Annotated in this window: 13 protein-coding genes and 1 pseudogene; 6 read left to right on the top strand and 8 right to left on the bottom strand. The window is 58.1% G+C overall.

Features of this window, described 5'->3' with window-relative positions; all coding sequences use genetic code 11:
- Positions 1-69 precede the first annotated feature (69 nt).
- Entirely contained in the window at positions 70-801 is a 732-nt protein-coding gene (locus MO767_RS22330) for a M12 family metallopeptidase (protein WP_282482271.1), read from the top strand.
- Between the two features lie 39 nt (positions 802-840).
- Here MO767_RS22330 and MO767_RS22325 read toward each other — a convergent pair.
- A pseudogene (locus tag MO767_RS22325) lies at positions 841-1095 on the bottom strand (Na+/H+ antiporter); the annotation flags it as partial.
- A 194-nt stretch (positions 1096-1289) separates the two neighbouring features.
- Here MO767_RS22325 and MO767_RS22320 point away from each other — a divergent pair.
- The 4 genes from MO767_RS22320 (at position 1290) to MO767_RS22305 (ending at position 4403) form a co-directional block, all read left to right on the top strand.
- Positions 1290-1652, top strand: a complete 363-nt coding sequence (locus tag MO767_RS22320) for an ArsC family reductase (protein ID WP_207203057.1) — start codon at positions 1290-1292, stop codon at positions 1650-1652.
- A 33-nt stretch (positions 1653-1685) separates the two neighbouring features.
- On the top strand, positions 1686-2720 hold the full coding sequence (dapD, locus tag MO767_RS22315; RefSeq protein ID WP_149629937.1) for a 2,3,4,5-tetrahydropyridine-2,6-dicarboxylate N-succinyltransferase: 1035 nt from the start codon (positions 1686-1688) through the stop codon (positions 2718-2720).
- 76 nt (positions 2721-2796) lie between these two features.
- Positions 2797-4002 carry a cysteine desulfurase gene (locus tag MO767_RS22310; protein ID WP_282482270.1) on the top strand — a complete coding sequence of 402 codons (1206 nt, stop codon included), beginning with the start codon at positions 2797-2799 and terminating at the stop codon, positions 4000-4002.
- Positions 3999-4403 carry a SufE family protein gene (locus MO767_RS22305; protein ID WP_282482269.1) on the top strand — a complete coding sequence of 135 codons (405 nt, stop codon included), beginning with the start codon at positions 3999-4001 and terminating at the stop codon, positions 4401-4403. The genes MO767_RS22310 and MO767_RS22305 overlap by 4 nt, the downstream gene beginning before the upstream one ends.
- A 39-nt stretch (positions 4404-4442) precedes the next feature.
- Here the strand turns inward: MO767_RS22305 and MO767_RS22300 are convergent, their stop codons facing one another.
- From MO767_RS22300 to MO767_RS22275, 6 genes are all read right to left on the bottom strand, one after another.
- Positions 4443-5969 (bottom strand): SulP family inorganic anion transporter, encoded by a 1527-nt coding sequence (locus MO767_RS22300; protein ID WP_282482268.1) that lies wholly within the window; start codon positions 5967-5969, stop codon positions 4443-4445.
- A 91-nt stretch (positions 5970-6060) separates the two neighbouring features.
- The gene (locus tag MO767_RS22295; protein WP_056738405.1) at positions 6061-6792 is read right to left on the bottom strand and encodes a carbonic anhydrase; all 732 of its coding nucleotides are present in this window, start codon (positions 6790-6792) and stop codon (positions 6061-6063) included.
- A 243-nt stretch (positions 6793-7035) separates the two neighbouring features.
- Positions 7036-8094 carry a PA0069 family radical SAM protein gene (locus tag MO767_RS22290; protein ID WP_282482267.1) on the bottom strand — a complete coding sequence of 353 codons (1059 nt, stop codon included), beginning with the start codon at positions 8092-8094 and terminating at the stop codon, positions 7036-7038.
- Positions 8095-8164: 70 nt separating this feature from the next.
- The gene (locus tag MO767_RS22285; protein ID WP_282482266.1) at positions 8165-9469 is read right to left on the bottom strand and encodes a cytochrome c; all 1305 of its coding nucleotides are present in this window, start codon (positions 9467-9469) and stop codon (positions 8165-8167) included.
- A 12-nt stretch (positions 9470-9481) separates the two neighbouring features.
- Positions 9482-11266 carry a GMC family oxidoreductase gene (locus MO767_RS22280; RefSeq protein WP_282482265.1) on the bottom strand — a complete coding sequence of 595 codons (1785 nt, stop codon included), beginning with the start codon at positions 11264-11266 and terminating at the stop codon, positions 9482-9484.
- 2 nt (positions 11267-11268) lie between these two features.
- Positions 11269-12009 carry a gluconate 2-dehydrogenase subunit 3 family protein gene (locus MO767_RS22275; protein WP_282482264.1) on the bottom strand — a complete coding sequence of 247 codons (741 nt, stop codon included), beginning with the start codon at positions 12007-12009 and terminating at the stop codon, positions 11269-11271.
- 298 nt (positions 12010-12307) lie between these two features.
- Here MO767_RS22275 and MO767_RS22270 point away from each other — a divergent pair, with 298 nt between their 5' ends.
- Positions 12308-12952: a tyrosine-protein phosphatase gene (locus MO767_RS22270; protein ID WP_282482263.1), complete on the top strand. Its 645-nt coding sequence runs from the start codon at positions 12308-12310 to the stop codon at positions 12950-12952.
- Positions 12953-12961: 9 nt separating this feature from the next.
- Here MO767_RS22270 and MO767_RS22265 read toward each other — a convergent pair whose 3' ends face one another.
- Positions 12962-15004, bottom strand: coding sequence for a M3 family metallopeptidase (locus tag MO767_RS22265; protein WP_282482262.1), 2043 nt, complete (start codon positions 15002-15004; stop codon positions 12962-12964).
- Positions 15005-15110: the final 106 nt, after the last annotated feature.

The following is a 15110-nucleotide window of genomic DNA, read 5'->3' as shown; positions in this document are numbered from 1 at the left end:
TACTCTCATGTAGCGCATTACTGTGCGCACCCACACAATTTTTACCGAACTTCATGGAAGAAGTAGCCAATGAACAGTATTGAAGACTGCAACCTCATCCAATGGCCCGATGATCAACAATCCTACGACGCTGCTGTAAACGAGCATCCTGATAACGCAGGTTCCGCAACCGGTACTCGGCGCAAGCGCTCGCTGATCAATTATTCGAAACTCTGGGCAAACGGACGCACGCTCAAAATCGCTTTTATCGATGGCCCCGACGCGGAGCACAAACAGAAGATTATCGACGCCGCCAGCCAATGGCTGCCGTATATCAATCTCAAGTTTGAGTTCGTCGATGATTTGCAGGGCGAGATCCGGATCGCCACCAGGAACAATGACAACAGTTCAATGCTGGGTACCGACGCGTTGTTGATTCATCCCGACTGGCCGACCATGAACCTGGGGGTCAAACCCGAGCATGAAGACTTCGAGGTGATTGTGACTCACGAATTTGGTCACGCCTTGGGAGCAATGCACGAACATCAACACCCCGAAGCCAATATTCCCTGGGATAAACCGAAGGTGTATGAGCTCTACCAGAATAGAGAGATGAATCCATTGACCAAAGAGCAAATCGATAGAAATCTCTTTGAGCCCTTCAATACACTTGAAGCGATTTATACGCCGTACGACAGAAAATCCATTATGCACCACCCGGTCGCTAACACGCTGACACTGGGCAATTGGGAAATCCCTATCAACCGAAAGATAAGTAAAAAAGATAAAAAACTGATGAAGTTGCTTTATCCCAAACGTTAGCAATCAAGCTATCCATAGATTCGAGTGCGCACGGTTAGACTATTTAACTAGCCCAAGATTGGCCTCACTCAAGTCCAGCGCACCCAACACTTCTCGTAACACGTCATCACCAATCTGGTGATGACGGCTGAGCTTATACAACTACAGGCGCTGCGCTCGCAGCGTCTTCAACCGCAGACGCCGCTCCAGCAAGTCCATCTGAAACGCCAGCGCCTGGGCTTGCGCCGAATCGTTGAACACTTCCAGTTGATGAAGATACTCGGACATGATCCTTGCCTTGAGTTCGGCGGCCAGGTTCCCAGACAATCGACAGCATTGAAGTGCCATATTAGCCGCTTAAACTACCGACTGACCGTTGCACCAATGTCGCACAGGACCGCTGATAACCAAGACAAAAAGACAAACCCGACCACGACCGACGCGAAACCGTCCGGTCATGGCATAATCCGTCACCTTTTATTTGCAGCACCTGCAAAGGGGGCAATTCCTTGACCGTTTCAAGCAAAACGTTGCACCTTTTCGGCATCAAAGCCTGCGACACCATGAAAAAGGCGCGCACCTGGCTCGATGAACACGCTGTCAGCTATGACTTTCATGATTACAAGACGGTCGGCATCGACCGTGAACACCTGACCCAATGGTGCGACGAGCACGGCTGGCAAGTGGTGTTGAACCGTGCAGGCACGACCTTTCGCAAGCTCGACGACGAACGCAAAGCCGATCTCGATCAGCCGAAAGCCATCGAACTGATGCTCGCACAACCCTCGATGATCAAGCGCCCGGTGCTCGATCTCGGTGACCGAACCCTGATTGGCTTCAAGCCAGATATCTACGCGGCAGCGCTCAAGTAAAGCAGCCCGTTCCATTTTGTTAGAGGTATCAACATGTCCACTACCCTGTTCAGCCTGGCCTTTGGTGTCGGCACTCAAAATCGTCAAGGCGCATGGCTGGAAGTGTTTTACGCGCAGCCACTGCTCAACCCGTCGGCCGAACTGATCGCGGCCATCGCGCCTGTTCTGGGCTACACCGAAGGCAACCAGGCCATCGCCTTCACCACCGCTCAGGCGTCGCAACTGGCTGAAGCCCTGAAAAGCGTTGACGCTGCCCAGGCTGCCTTGCTGACCCGTCTGGCCGAGAGTCACAAGCCGCTGGTCGCGACCATTCTGGCCGAAGACGCTCAATTGACCTCCACCCCTGAGGCTTACCTCAAGCTGCACCTGCTGTCCCATCGCCTGGTCAAGCCGCACGGCCTGAACCTGGCCGGTGTGTTCCCGCTGCTGCCGAACGTGGCATGGACCAGCCAGGGCGCGATCGACCTGACCGAACTGGCCGAGCATCAACTGGAAGCCCGTCTGCGTGGCGAGTTGCTGGAAGTGTTCTCGGTGGACAAATTCCCGAAAATGACCGACTACGTGGTTCCGGCCGGCGTGCGTATCGCTGACGCGGCACGTATTCGTCTGGGCGCCTATGTCGGCGAAGGCACCACCGTGATGCACGAAGGTTTCGTCAACTTCAACGCCGGCACCGAAGGCCCGGGCATGATCGAAGGCCGCGTTTCCGCTGGCGTATTCGTCGGCAAGGGTTCGGACCTGGGCGGCGGTTGCTCGACCATGGGCACCCTGTCGGGCGGCGGTAACATCGTGATCAAGGTTGGCGAAGGCTGCCTGATCGGCGCGAATGCCGGTATCGGCATTCCATTGGGCGATCGCAACACCGTTGAGTCGGGCCTGTACGTAACCGCTGGTACTAAAGTGGCGCTGCTGGACGAAAACAACAAACTGGTCAAAGTCGTGAAGGCGCGCGAACTGGCCGGTCAACCTGACCTGCTGTTCCGTCGCAATTCGGAGACCGGTGCCGTGGAATGCAAAACCCACAAATCGGCTATCGAACTGAACGAAGCGCTGCACGCTCACAACTAAGCAGCGACTCGATGTTAGTAGAGCGGCCAGGCGCGTATCATCAGCGCCCGGCCTGCTCAAACGAGTCTTGACCACCATGCTTGTGCCCTCTCCCTGGCGCGCCGATTTTCCGGCCATCGCCGCATTGCAACGGCAAGACCAGACGTATCTGGACAACGCCGCCACCACGCAAAAACCTCAAGCCCTGCTGGATGCGCTGACGCATTACTATGTCAACGGCGCGGCCAACGTGCATCGGGCGCAACACCTGCCCGGCGCCCACGCCACCCAGGCGTTCGAGGCCAGCCGCAGCAAAGTCGCCCACTGGCTCAATGCCGGCGATTGCGGGCAGATCATCTTTACCCACGGCGCAACGTCTGCGCTGAACCTCCTGGCTTACGGCCTGGAACATCTTTTCAATCCGGGCGATGAAGTTGTCATCAGCGCCCTGGAGCATCACGCCAATCTGTTGCCGTGGCAGCAACTGGCCCACCGTCGCGACCTGAAGTTGGTGATCCTGCCACTGGACGCCGACGGTTTGATCGACCTTGATGCCGCCGCGCAGTTGATCGGTCCGCGAACCCGCTTGCTGGCGGTCAGTCAGCTGTCCAACGTTCTCGGCGCCTGGCAGCCGTTGCCCGCCCTCTTGACGATGGCCAAGGCGCATAACGCGCTGACCGTGGTCGATGGCGCCCAAGGCGTGGTTCATGGCCGGCACGACGTGCAGGCGCTGGGTTGCGACTTCTATGTGTTTTCCAGCCACAAACTGTATGGCCCCGATGGCTTGGGCGTGCTGTTCGGGCGCAACGAAGCGCTCAAGCAATTGCGCCACTGGCAATTCGGCGGAGAAATGGTGCTGGATGCGGATTACCACAGCGCACGGTTCCGCCCGGCGCCACTGGGTTTTGAGGCTGGTACGCCGCCGATTGCCGGTGTGATTGGTTTGGGGGCGACGCTGGATTATCTGGCCGGGCTTGATCAGGACGCCGTGTCCGCCCACGAAGCAGCGCTGCATGACTATTTGCTCAAAGGCCTTGAAGCACGGAATGGCATTCGGTTGTTGGGCAAGCCGCAACTGGCGCTGGCCAGTTTTGTCGTCGAGGGTGTGCATAACTCTGATTTGGCGCATTTGCTGACCGAACAGGGGATCGCGGTGCGCGCCGGTCATCATTGCGCCATGCCGTTGCTGAAAAGCTTTGAATTGGCCGGAGCGATTCGGGTGTCCTTGGCGCTGTACAACGATTCCGAAGACCTGGAGCGGTTCTTTGAAGCGCTGGATCAGGCGCTGGAGCTGTTGCGATGAACTTGCCTGCCGATGCGGCTACGGCGCTGGAGACTTTTCAGAATGCTGCCGGCTGGGAACAACGGGCGCGGCTGTTGATGCAGTGGGGCGACCGTCTGCCTGGGTTGAGCGATGAGGATAAGAGTGACGCCAACCGTGTGCATGGCTGTGAAAGCCAGGTGTGGCTGGTGGGCGAGTTGCAGGATGGTCACTGGCAGTTTGCCGCGAGCAGCGATGCGCGGTTGATTCGCGGGTTGGTGGCGTTGCTGCTGGCGCGGGTTAACGGGTTGTCGGCGGTTGAGTTGCAGCAGGTGGACTTGCCGGAGTGGTTTAACCAGCTTGGACTGAGCAGACAGTTATCTCCGTCGCGCAGTAATGGCCTCAATGCCGTGTTGCAGCGCATGAATGAGTTGGCTGGTTAATCGCCATCGCGAGCAAGCTCGCTCCCACATTGTTTACCTCTATGCCGTAGAACCGACTCCGGATGTGGTTCGTAAACGCCCCTCCAACCTGCGTTTCAACCCCCGCGCTTCAATCAACAGTTTGGATCCCTTGGCCGCATTGGCCCGACCCCATTCCTCCAGCAACTCCAGACACGAGTGATCGATGTAGCTCAAGTTATTGAGCGGCACATGCACTGTCGCGCCTGCTGGAATGGTCCCCAGCAAATGGGTCAGCGCCGGCACCTTGAGAAAAGTCGCTGCGCCTATCAATCGCAGCTCCATTTCGCCGTCCTTGGGTAAATCGATCAGGCTGATTTTCAGCCGCGAAGCCTTCCAGGCCAGTTTGGCCAAGGTCAGGCCGAAGCCGATCAGCACGCCGGTCAGCAGGTCGGTGAAGATGATCGCCAGGGCGGTTGCCGCGTAGGTGAACATCGGCATCCGCCCATAACGGCCCAGACCGCGAAAGGCTTTGAGGTCGACTAGTTTGAAACCGGTGTAAACCAGCACGCCCGCCAGGCTCGCCACCGGGATGCTTTGCAGCACGCTGGACAGCAGCAACACGAAAGCCAGCAACCACAGACCATGGAAGATCGCCGACAGTCGCGTAGTGGCGCCGGCCTGGACGTTGGCCGAACTGCGCACGATCACGCCGGTCATCGGTAGCGCGCCAAGTAAACCGCAAAGCATGTTGCCTATGCCTTGAGCCGACAATTCCCGGTCGAAGTCTGAGCGCTGGCCGCTGTGCATGCGGTCCACCGCGGCGGCCGAGAGCAGGGTTTCGGCGCTGGCGATAAACGCCACGGTAAAGGCGGCAATGAGCAGTGTCGGATCAGCCAGGTTGAGTAAATCTGCGGGTTTCAGCCACTCGATGGCTTCCGCCAGGTTGGCCGGGACTTCCACTCGTTTGACCTGCAAGGCGAGCACCAGGCGGGCGATGGTCGCCAGGCCTACACCCAGCAGCGCGCCGGGAATGAAGCGCAGAGAATGGGGGCGGAATTTCTCCCACAACCACATCACCGCAATCGTCGACAGCCCGAGCAACCCGGCTTGCCAACCCAAGGACGGCAAGGCCTGGACGACGGCAGCCGGGAAGGCTGCCAGGTTATCCAGCCCGGAAGGCTTGGGCACGGCATCGAGCATCACATGCACTTGGGACAACACGATCAATACACCAATCCCGGCGAGCATGCCGTAGACCACGGCCGGAGCCGTCACCCGAAACCAACAGCCGAGTTTCAAACGCCCAGCCACCAGTTGTAGAAAACCGGCCAGCAGCAGGATAGGTCCGAGCATGGCGATACCGTGCTGGCGCACCAGTTCGAACACCAGAACCGCCAAGCCAGCCGCCGGGCCGCTGACTTGCAGTGGCGAACCGGCAATCCAGCCCACCACCAGGCCACCGATGATCCCGGTGATCAAGCCTTTGGACGGCGGCAGCCCCGAGGCGATGGCGATGCCCATGCACAAGGGCAGGGCGACGAGAAACACAACCACGGACGCCAGCAGCTCCCGTGGCAGAACAGCTTTAAGTTGAGCAGCACGCATGGTGACTCTCCCGAAGTTTTCTTCAGGCATGGCAAAGCCAGGCTGCCTGATCGGCAGCCTCGGCTAAAACCACACAATGATTTAGGAGGATTTAGAAGCGCGCTTTAGGCGTCGCCACCGGAATCGGATGGCTGCCATCGAGCGGCAGGAAACAACCCTTGTCCGCGTCGTAAGCTCTGATTTCGCTGGTTTCGATGTTGTAGATCCAACCATGGATAAACAGCTGACCATTGGCCATGCGCGAGGCTACCGACGGGTGCGTGCGCAAATGTTGCAGCTGAGCGATCACATTTTCCTCGGTGAGGACGTGCATGCTTTCGTTTTCGTCAGCGCAATGGCAGTTTTCCTGGACCATGGTTTTTGCCACTTCGGCATGACGCAACCAGGCTTTGACCGTCGGCATTTTTTCCAGGCTTTGCGGGTTGAGTACCGCGCGCATTGCGCCACAGTCGGAGTGCCCGCAAATGATGATGTGCTGCACGCCGAGGGCCAGTACAGCGTATTCAATTGCCGTGGAAACACCGCCGTTCATTTGCCCATAAGGCGGCACAACGTTGCCGACGTTACGGGTTACGAACAGGTCGCCAGGGGAGCTTTGGGTGATCAGCTCAGGAACGATGCGCGAATCAGCGCAGGCGATGAACATCGCTCTGGGGCTCTGGGCCGTGGCGAGTTTTTTGAAGAGTTCTTCCTGCTGTGGAAAAACCTCGTGATGAAAATGCAAAAAACCGTCAACGATATGCTGCAGCGCTGCATCGGCGGTTTCCGCCTCCGGTTGGGCTGAAGCCGACGCAGCCAACGGCTGTTTATCCTTGTCACTCATGATTCATCCTCTTTGGCGGAGTCAGGGGATTTTCCCGTTTTGTCCGGTGTGAAGCCAGTGGCTGTTTAAAAAACATCCAGGTCAAGAATCTCGACCCGTCAGTCACTCGATGAACAAGGTAGCGGCCGAAACTTAACTCAAACTGAATAAAACGCTCTAGAACGTGTGTTCCAGGTCACAGAAAACGTGACCGGCGTAGTGGCAAAGTGTATTTCACCTTACTCAACCATAGGCCAATTGTCCTCAAATCAACGACATCTGGCGACCCGGCGGACAGAAGGCTTCGCAGTCCAGATTAAAACCTTCCCGACGATTGAGCCCCAGACGTTTGATGGTTTTGGCAAAGCGTTGCGCCAGCAGATCGGCAAACGGCCCTTCGCCACGCATCCTGGCACCGAAGCGACTGTCGTAGAGTTCGCCACCACGGCTCTGACGAATCAGGCTCAACACATGAGCGGCACGCTGAGGATAGTGGGCCGCCAGCCATTCTTCGAACAGCGGTGCAACTTCCAGTGGCAGGCGCAGCATCATGTAGGCCGCACTTTGCGCCCCTGCGGCATGTGCCTCGGCGAGCAGGCTTTCGAGTTCGCTGTCGTTGATCATCGGAATCATCGGCGAGCACAGAACGCCCACCGGAATTCCCGCTTCACGCATCACGCGGATCGCCCGCAACCGAGCCTTGGGTGCAGCGGCGCGCGGCTCGAGGATGCGTTTGAGCTCGTCGTCCAGGGTGGTGAGGCTGATCATCACCGCCACCAGCCTTTGCTCGGCGAGTTCGGCCAGCAGGTCCAAATCCCGAAGAATCAGCGAGCCCTTGGTAATGATGGTCACCGGGTGACGATAACGCAGCAGGACTTGGAGGGTTTTGCGGGTGATTTTGTGTTCGCGTTCAATCGGCTGATAAGGGTCCGTGTTGGAGCCCAGATTGATCGGCGCGCATTGATAGCCGCGCTTGGACAGTTGTTCTTCCAGCACATCGGCGGCGTTGGTCTTGGCGATCAGTTTGGTTTCGAAATCCAGCCCTGGCGACATGTCCCAATAAGCGTGGCTGGGCCGCGCGTAGCAATAGATGCAGCCGTGCTCGCAGCCGCGATAGGGATTGATCGAACGATCGAAGGGCAAGTCCGGCGAGTTGTTGCGGGTGATGATGGTTTTCGCCGTTTCGATGCGCACCTCGGTGCCTTGGGTGATCGGCGCTTCCTGATACCAGCCGTCATCCTCGGCCACCGAGCGATTCGGCGCGAAGCGGTTGTGCGGGTTGGTTGCGGTGCCGCGGCCGCGCGGGGGAAGAGGGGTGGACATGAAAACGCCTCTGTACTGTTTTTATATACAGTATAGAGGCGTTATTCATCTGGCTAGTGCCGCTGGGCAGTCAGTTCTTCTGGGTGACTTGCCCCAGATCGTCGCCCGACGTGGTCTTCATATCATCCGTGCGCAGGTTCGCCACGTCGCTCGCCTTGACCGACGAGCCGCCGTTGCCCCAGCTGCTGCGGATGAAACTCACCACATCCGCCACTTCCTGATCCGACAGGCGCCAGGCGAATCCCGGCATGGTAAAGGTCGAAGGCGCCGTGTGAGTCGCCGGCAGCGTACCGCCCTTGAGCACGAAGTGAATCAGCGACGTCGGATCCTCCGACTGCAACACTGGGTTGCCTGCCAGCGCCGGGAATACTTTGGTGTAGCCATGGCCATCGGTACGGTGACAGGCCGCGCAGTTGTCGATGTACACCGAAGCGCCAGGCTTGCTGTCGTCCCCGTTCCACAGCGCCTGTGCGACTTGTTTGTCGTACTGGTGCGGCTGGTCGTCGGGATCATTCGCCGGCAAGGACTTGAGGTAACGGGCAATCGCGGTCAGATCGTTGTCGGTCATGTACTGCATGCTGTGTGTCACCACATCACTCATGCCACCAAACACTGCGCTGCGATCACTGCGACCGGTCTTGAGGAACTGCACCAGTTGTTCTTCGCTCCAGCTGCCGAGGCCGTCTTTGTGATCGCCGCGCAGACTTTTCGCGATCCAGCCTTCAAGCGGCGCACTGCCTGACAGAAATGCGCTGCCTTCGCCTGCATTCAGGGCTTTTTCCTGCATGGTCAGGGCACGCGGCGTATGGCACGCGCCGCAATGTCCGAGGCCTTCCACCAGATAAGCCCCACGACTGACCACGGCATCTTCGCCGGGTGCCGCTTTGTAGTCCGCCACAGCCGGGGCAAACATCCAGCGCCAGCCCGCAAGCGGCCAGCGCATGCTCAAAGGCCAAGGAATATCGCTGGGCTTGTTCTCCTGAGTGACAGACGCGACACCATGCATGAAGTAGGCGTACAGGGCTTTCATGTCGGTTTCGTTGACGCTGGCGTAGGACGGATAAGGCATCGCCGGGTACAAGGTACTACCGTTCTTGGCGACACCATGTCGGACGGCTTTGTCGAAGTCCTCGAAGTTGTAGTCGCCCAGGCCGGTTTTATCCGGCGTGATATTGGTGGAATAGATCGTCCCGATCGGCGTTTCCATCGGCAGGCCACCGGCGAACGGCTTGCCGTCCTTGGCGGTATGGCAAGCCACGCAGTCACCCGCGCGGGCGAGGTACTCGCCTTGTTTGATCAGGTTTTGATCAATTTCTGCGGCGTTGATCGAACCACAACCGAGCAGCGCCAGGGTCGCGATAACAAGTGCTTTCATGGTCATCGCTCCTTAAGCCTGAACCAGCGGGCCGGGGTTTTTCAGGTACTGTTCGCGGATCGCCCGGGCCGACCAGTAGGTCAAGGCTGCCACCAGGCCGGTAGGGTTGTAGCCCAGGCCTTGTGGGAAAGCTGATGCACCAGGGACGAAAACGTTATGCACATCCCAGCTCTGCAAGTAACGGTTCAGGGCGCTGGTTTTCGGATCGGTGCCCATGATCGCGCCACCGTTGAGGTGGGTGGTCTGGTAAGACGCGGTGTTGAAGTGATCGCCAACCTTCTTGCCCAGCACGGCGATGGCCTTGGGGCTCATCGCTTCGGCGATCTTGCCCATTTTCTCGACCATGAAGCGGTTCATCTTGATGTCGTTTTCCTGCCAGTCGAAGGTCATCCGCAATAGCGGCAAGCCGTAGGCATCGCGGTACTCCGGGTCTAGATCGAGGTAATTGCCACGGTAGGATTGATGCGCGCCGTGGGCATCCATCGACACTTGATGGGTGTAGTAATCGGCGGTGGCACGTTTCCAGGCACTGCCCCAGGCCGGGGTACCCGGCGGGTTGGATGTGCCTGCGATCGGTCGGCTGCCAGCCTGGTTGACCCACATCGGCGAGCCGCCGACGAAGCCATGGGGCCCGTGATCGAAGTTGTCGGCGTTGAAGTCGTCCACCGCCACGCCGTTTCCGCCGGCACCAATAAAGTTATTGGTGTGGGTGTCTTTGTCGAAGTAGGCCTTGATGGTGGCCATGTTCTGGTACGCGAAGTTCTTGCCGACCACGCCTTCGCCGCTGATCGGGTCATACGGCTTGCCGATACCCGAAAGCAACATCAGCCGAACGTTGTGGAACTGGAAGGCACCGAGGATCACCAGATCTGCCGGCTGCTCGATTTCCCGGCCCTGACCGTCGATGTAGGTCACGCCTGTCGCCTTGCTCTTGGTGCTGTCGAGATTGACCCGCAGTACGTGGGAGTTGGGCCGCAGCTCGAAATTGGGCAGCGGTTTGAGCGCCGGCAGAATGTTTACGTTCGGCGATGCCTTGGAATACATGTAGCAGACATAGCCGCTGCAAAAACCGCAGAAGTTGCACGGGCCCATCTGTGCGCCGTAGGGGTTGGTGTAGGGGCCTGACGTATTGGCAGAGGGCAGGTTGTAGGGTTTGTAACCCACTGCGGTGGCCGCTTTCTGAAACAGCTGTGCGGAAACAGTGTTCTTCTGCGATTCCAGCGGGAAATGATTCGAACGATCCGGCGCGTACGGGTTGCCGCCCTTGCCTTCGCCGACCAACTGACCCTTCACCGTCCAGGCTTGACCCGACGTACCGAAGACCTTCTCGGCATAATCGAAAAACGGCTCCAGCTCTTCATAGCTGACGCCGAAGTCCTGGATGGTCATGTGCTTGGGGATGAAGCTTTTGCCGTAGCGTTCTTCGTAGTGGCTGCGCATGCGCAACTCGATCGGGGCGACCCGAAAGTGCACGCCGGACCAGTGCAAACCCGCGCCGCCGACACCATTGCCGGGCAGGAAGGCGCCCAGTTGGCGGTTCGGCAGCGCGATGTCATTCACGCTATGGCGAATGGTTACGGTCTCTTTGGAAATGTCCTGGAAGAGTTTTTTACGCACGCTGTAGGTGAGTTCGTCGATCACCTGTGGGTAGTTGCCGTCGGGGTAAGTGTCCTGCATCGGCCCGCGCTCCAGCGCCAGCACATTCAGGCCGGCTTCTGTCAGCTCCTTGGCCATGATCGCGCCCGTCCAGCCAAAACCGACGATCACTGCGTCGACCTTCTTCATTACCGTTGCCATGCTTACGCCCTCTCGCCGCGAATCGAAACTGCCGGGAAGGGGTATTGCTCGTTGCGTTCCACCCAATCCATGAAATCGGCGCGGGCGCCGGGGAAGCCGATCATGGTCCAGCCGACCATGCCTTTATTGCCGCCATGAATCGGGTCGCAGAAGAACCCTTCTTTGGTGTTTTGCAGCAGCAGGTTGAAGAAAATCTTCGCTGGAACGCTGTCGAACTGAGGTTTTCCGGCCTCGAGTTGCTTGAGCAAATCGTCTCGGGTAGCGCTGTCTTGTTCAGCAAATACTTTACCGTTGAACGTTTTCGACCAAGCATCCGTCGCGGCGATGCCCAAGCGATAAATCTCTTTGGGTACCAGTTTGCTCTGCCAGCCCATTTCTGGAGCGGCGTCTGCGTTGAACGGTCCCTGCATGAACCACAGCGCGCCGGCCGCGTAAGGCGTGTTCATCTGGCGGTCGATGTACACGGGCACGCCGGCTTCCAGGGCGCCTGGCCCTTGGGCATCGTTGGGAATCAGCTGGGCGACAGCCGCCTTGATGAACGTCCATTCTTCGGCGGTGAAGTAGCTTGGTTCATAGGTGCTGGTGCTGACCGGCGCTTTGCCGGAACGGGCCGGTGCTGCTTCGGGCGCGGCCATCAGGACCGTGCTGCCCAGACCGGTGCTGGCAACGGTGACCACCGGAATCAAGGTCAGGGATTTGCGCAAAAACTCACGCCGCGGGTTGTCTCGATCTTGATCGGACATAGGAGGGCACCTCATCAGGCAGTGGCGATTTTTCAGCCGTCTCGCAGGACGACTTTTCGTTTTGACACCGATGCAGAACGCCAGCAAGCGGGGAGCAATAGGGCGCATCGGTAATATGGAGAAACAAATGGTAGCAGGCTAAGCATAAAGATGAATCGATTCAGCTAAAAAACCTCGGTTTTGCGACGAAAGTGATTGGCTGATTCACGATTCTTTGACAGACGGCTCACAGGCCTTTGACCGCTCGGGGGTGAAGCTGAGCGTCATCTTCCCGACTCTCCTGAACGGTCACCCGAACATGTCTCTATCGCGTTGCATCCCAGCGATCTGCCTGTCGCTGGCCGCACTTTTGAACCTGACGCTGGCCCTTGCCGACGACAGTGCGTTGCCCCGACCTGCGGAGTGGGCTCAATCGGTCGAGGTGCAATACAACCTCTTCAAAATGTCCCCGACGCTCTATCGCAGTGCATTGCCCGATAGAGGCGCCGTGCCGTTACTGGAAAAACTCAAGGTCGGGACCGTTATCAATTTCCTGCCCGAGTCGGATTCAAGCTGGTTGTCGACCCCAGGTATCGCACAGGTACAGCTGCCCTATCGCACCAACCATGTGGATGATGCGGATGTACTCAAAGCCCTTCGCGCGATCCAGACTGCCGAAGCCAAGGGCCCGGTGCTGATGCACTGCAAGCATGGTTCGGACCGCACTGGCCTGATGGCGGCCATGTACCGGGTCGTGATACAGGGCTGGAGCAAGGAAGATGCCCTGAGCGAAATGACCCAGGGCGGCTTTGGTGACAGCACTCATTTCAAGGACGGCGTCCGTTACATGATGCAGGCCGATGTCGACAAGCTCCGCACCGCGTTGGCCAACGGCGATTGCAGCACGAGTCCGTTCGCCAGTTGTTCGATGAAGAGCTGGTTCAAATCGGCCCACGTCGAGTAAAGCGTTACGTCAGCTGGCAACGGCCTCTGACGAAAACGCGAAAAAATCTTCGGCGATCGGCCGTTCAAGAAACGCTTCCAGGGCGGTCAGCAAGGAGCGCGAATCGCCCGGAGAAAAAAACGCCTCGCGAAAGGCTCGTCCTGTTTGTGCATTGAAGACCCAATCCTGACGGAATCGCTTGAAGGCTTCGATGGCCAGTACGCCTGACCACGTGTAGGCGTAAACGGAGGCTGCGTAACCGGTCACCATATAGTCAAAGCTGTTTGCAAATCGGCAATAAGACGGCAGTTGCACATGGGGAACCTCCCGCTGAACGTCTTCGAATACTTGCTGGATGCTACGACCATCGCCTTGGCTGAGGTGCACTTCGAAATCGAACATTGCACCGGTCAGCATGAGTGCGGCTTGTCGGCTGACCTGGGTTTCGAGGGCTGCCAGTGCCGCGTCTACCCGCGCCTCGGTCAAGCGTTCACCGCTTTGGTGGTGGGCACCCAGCCATAATAGAAACTCCCGTGACAGGCACCACTGCTCGAATACTTGCCCTGCGAACTCCACCGTATCGCGCCCCAGTTGGGAAATGCCGGAAAGGTTGTGATGCGGCGAACTCGTCAGCACGTGTTGCAGACAATGACCGAATTCATGAAAAAGCATCCGCAGATCCTTGTGCTCAAGCAGGCACGGATGGCCGTCGACCCCAGGCGTTAAGTTGCAGTGAAGATCGGCAATCAGTAGCGCTACGCGGCCTTCGGCGTTTATTCGTCGGTTTCGCAGTGTGCCGGTCCAGGCGTAATCCGGAGCTTCTTTGCGGTGATACGGGTCAAGATAAATATGCCCGATGGTCTGACCATGCTCGCTGATTTCAAACAGGCGCACGTCGTTATGCCAGCGACTGAATTCAGCCTGCTCGAGGATCCGGATCCCGAACAGGCGTTCGCAGAACAGGCAGAGTCGTCGCAAGGTGCCGTCCAGGGGAAAATAGTCGCGCAGATTCTTCAGGGCTTCAGGGAAACGATGGTGGCGCAGTTGTTCAGCGAGAAATTCGTGGTCCCAGGCGTGTACTTCAGAGATGCCCCGTTCGAGCGCAAACTCTTGTAGCTCCTTTGAGTCCCGTGCAAGGGGCGGTGCGTTCAATGTCACTTGCCGCCGCAGGAAACTACGAACTTGATCGGTGGACTCGGCCGCCGCGGTGGCCAGACGCAGTTGCGCGAAATTATCGAACCCGAGCAGTTGGGCTTTCTGGTGACGCAGCGAAAGCAGTAACGTCAGTACAGGCTCATTATCGAACTCGTCGGCATGCGGGCCTTGATCGGACGCGCGCGTGGAGTACGCCACGAAATATTCTTCTCGCAATGCCCGATTCTCGGCGTACCTCATGATTTGCTGGTAGGTGTTTTCATCCAGGGGAATCAGCCAGCCTTCATGTCCTGATACTTTGGCCAGGTGTCTCAGACGATTTTTTACGGTGGGGTATAAACCTTCCAGTACCGCAACGTCATCGACGTGCTTGGTCCATGCCGCGTTGGCGCTGTTCAGATGGATGAGAAACAGCTCTTCGAGCCGATCGATGTCGAGGTTCAATCGGGCCCGCTTTTCCCGTTGCGTCTGGGGCAAGTCGATTCCCGACAATTGAAACTTGCGCAGAATTTTGGCTAGCGCTGCCTTGCGCGGTTTATCGAAGTTGAGGGCGATCGAACTGTTCGCCAACCGCCGGTATGCATCAAACAACGGACGATTGCTCATTCTTTCGGATCGGTACTGCGCCCCAGCATCGCTGCATACAGCAGCTGCCGTGTTCCAGGCGGTATCGTTGTGTTTCGTCATCGACAGGATCTGGATGATGCCCAAAGCCTCGTCCAGGCGCGCATCGATTTCATCGATGGCCAGAACCAGGTCATCCCAATTGGGGAATACGGATTGGCTGGTGATGGTTTCGGCAATGACCTGCCGGTTGTCGGTAATGATGGCTGTGATTGCCGGCACGAGGTGTTCGGTGCGGACCTCCGACCAGGGCGGCAGGTTCCAGGCCTGTAAAAGCGGATTGGTGTCGGGCATGACGGCTTCCTTGAGTAGAGGCTGAATTCGGTCAGCCTATAAAGGAAGCGCAGGGGAAAGGTGGTAGATAGTTACCACCTCCACACCGTCAGGTGTGGAGGTGGCA

The organism is Pseudomonas sp. UYIF39 (genome assembly GCF_029963765.1).
Taxonomy (GTDB): Bacteria; Pseudomonadota; Gammaproteobacteria; order Pseudomonadales; family Pseudomonadaceae; genus Aquipseudomonas.
Note: the sequence above shows the minus strand (reverse complement) of the source record. Positions and strands in the feature narration are given on the sequence as shown.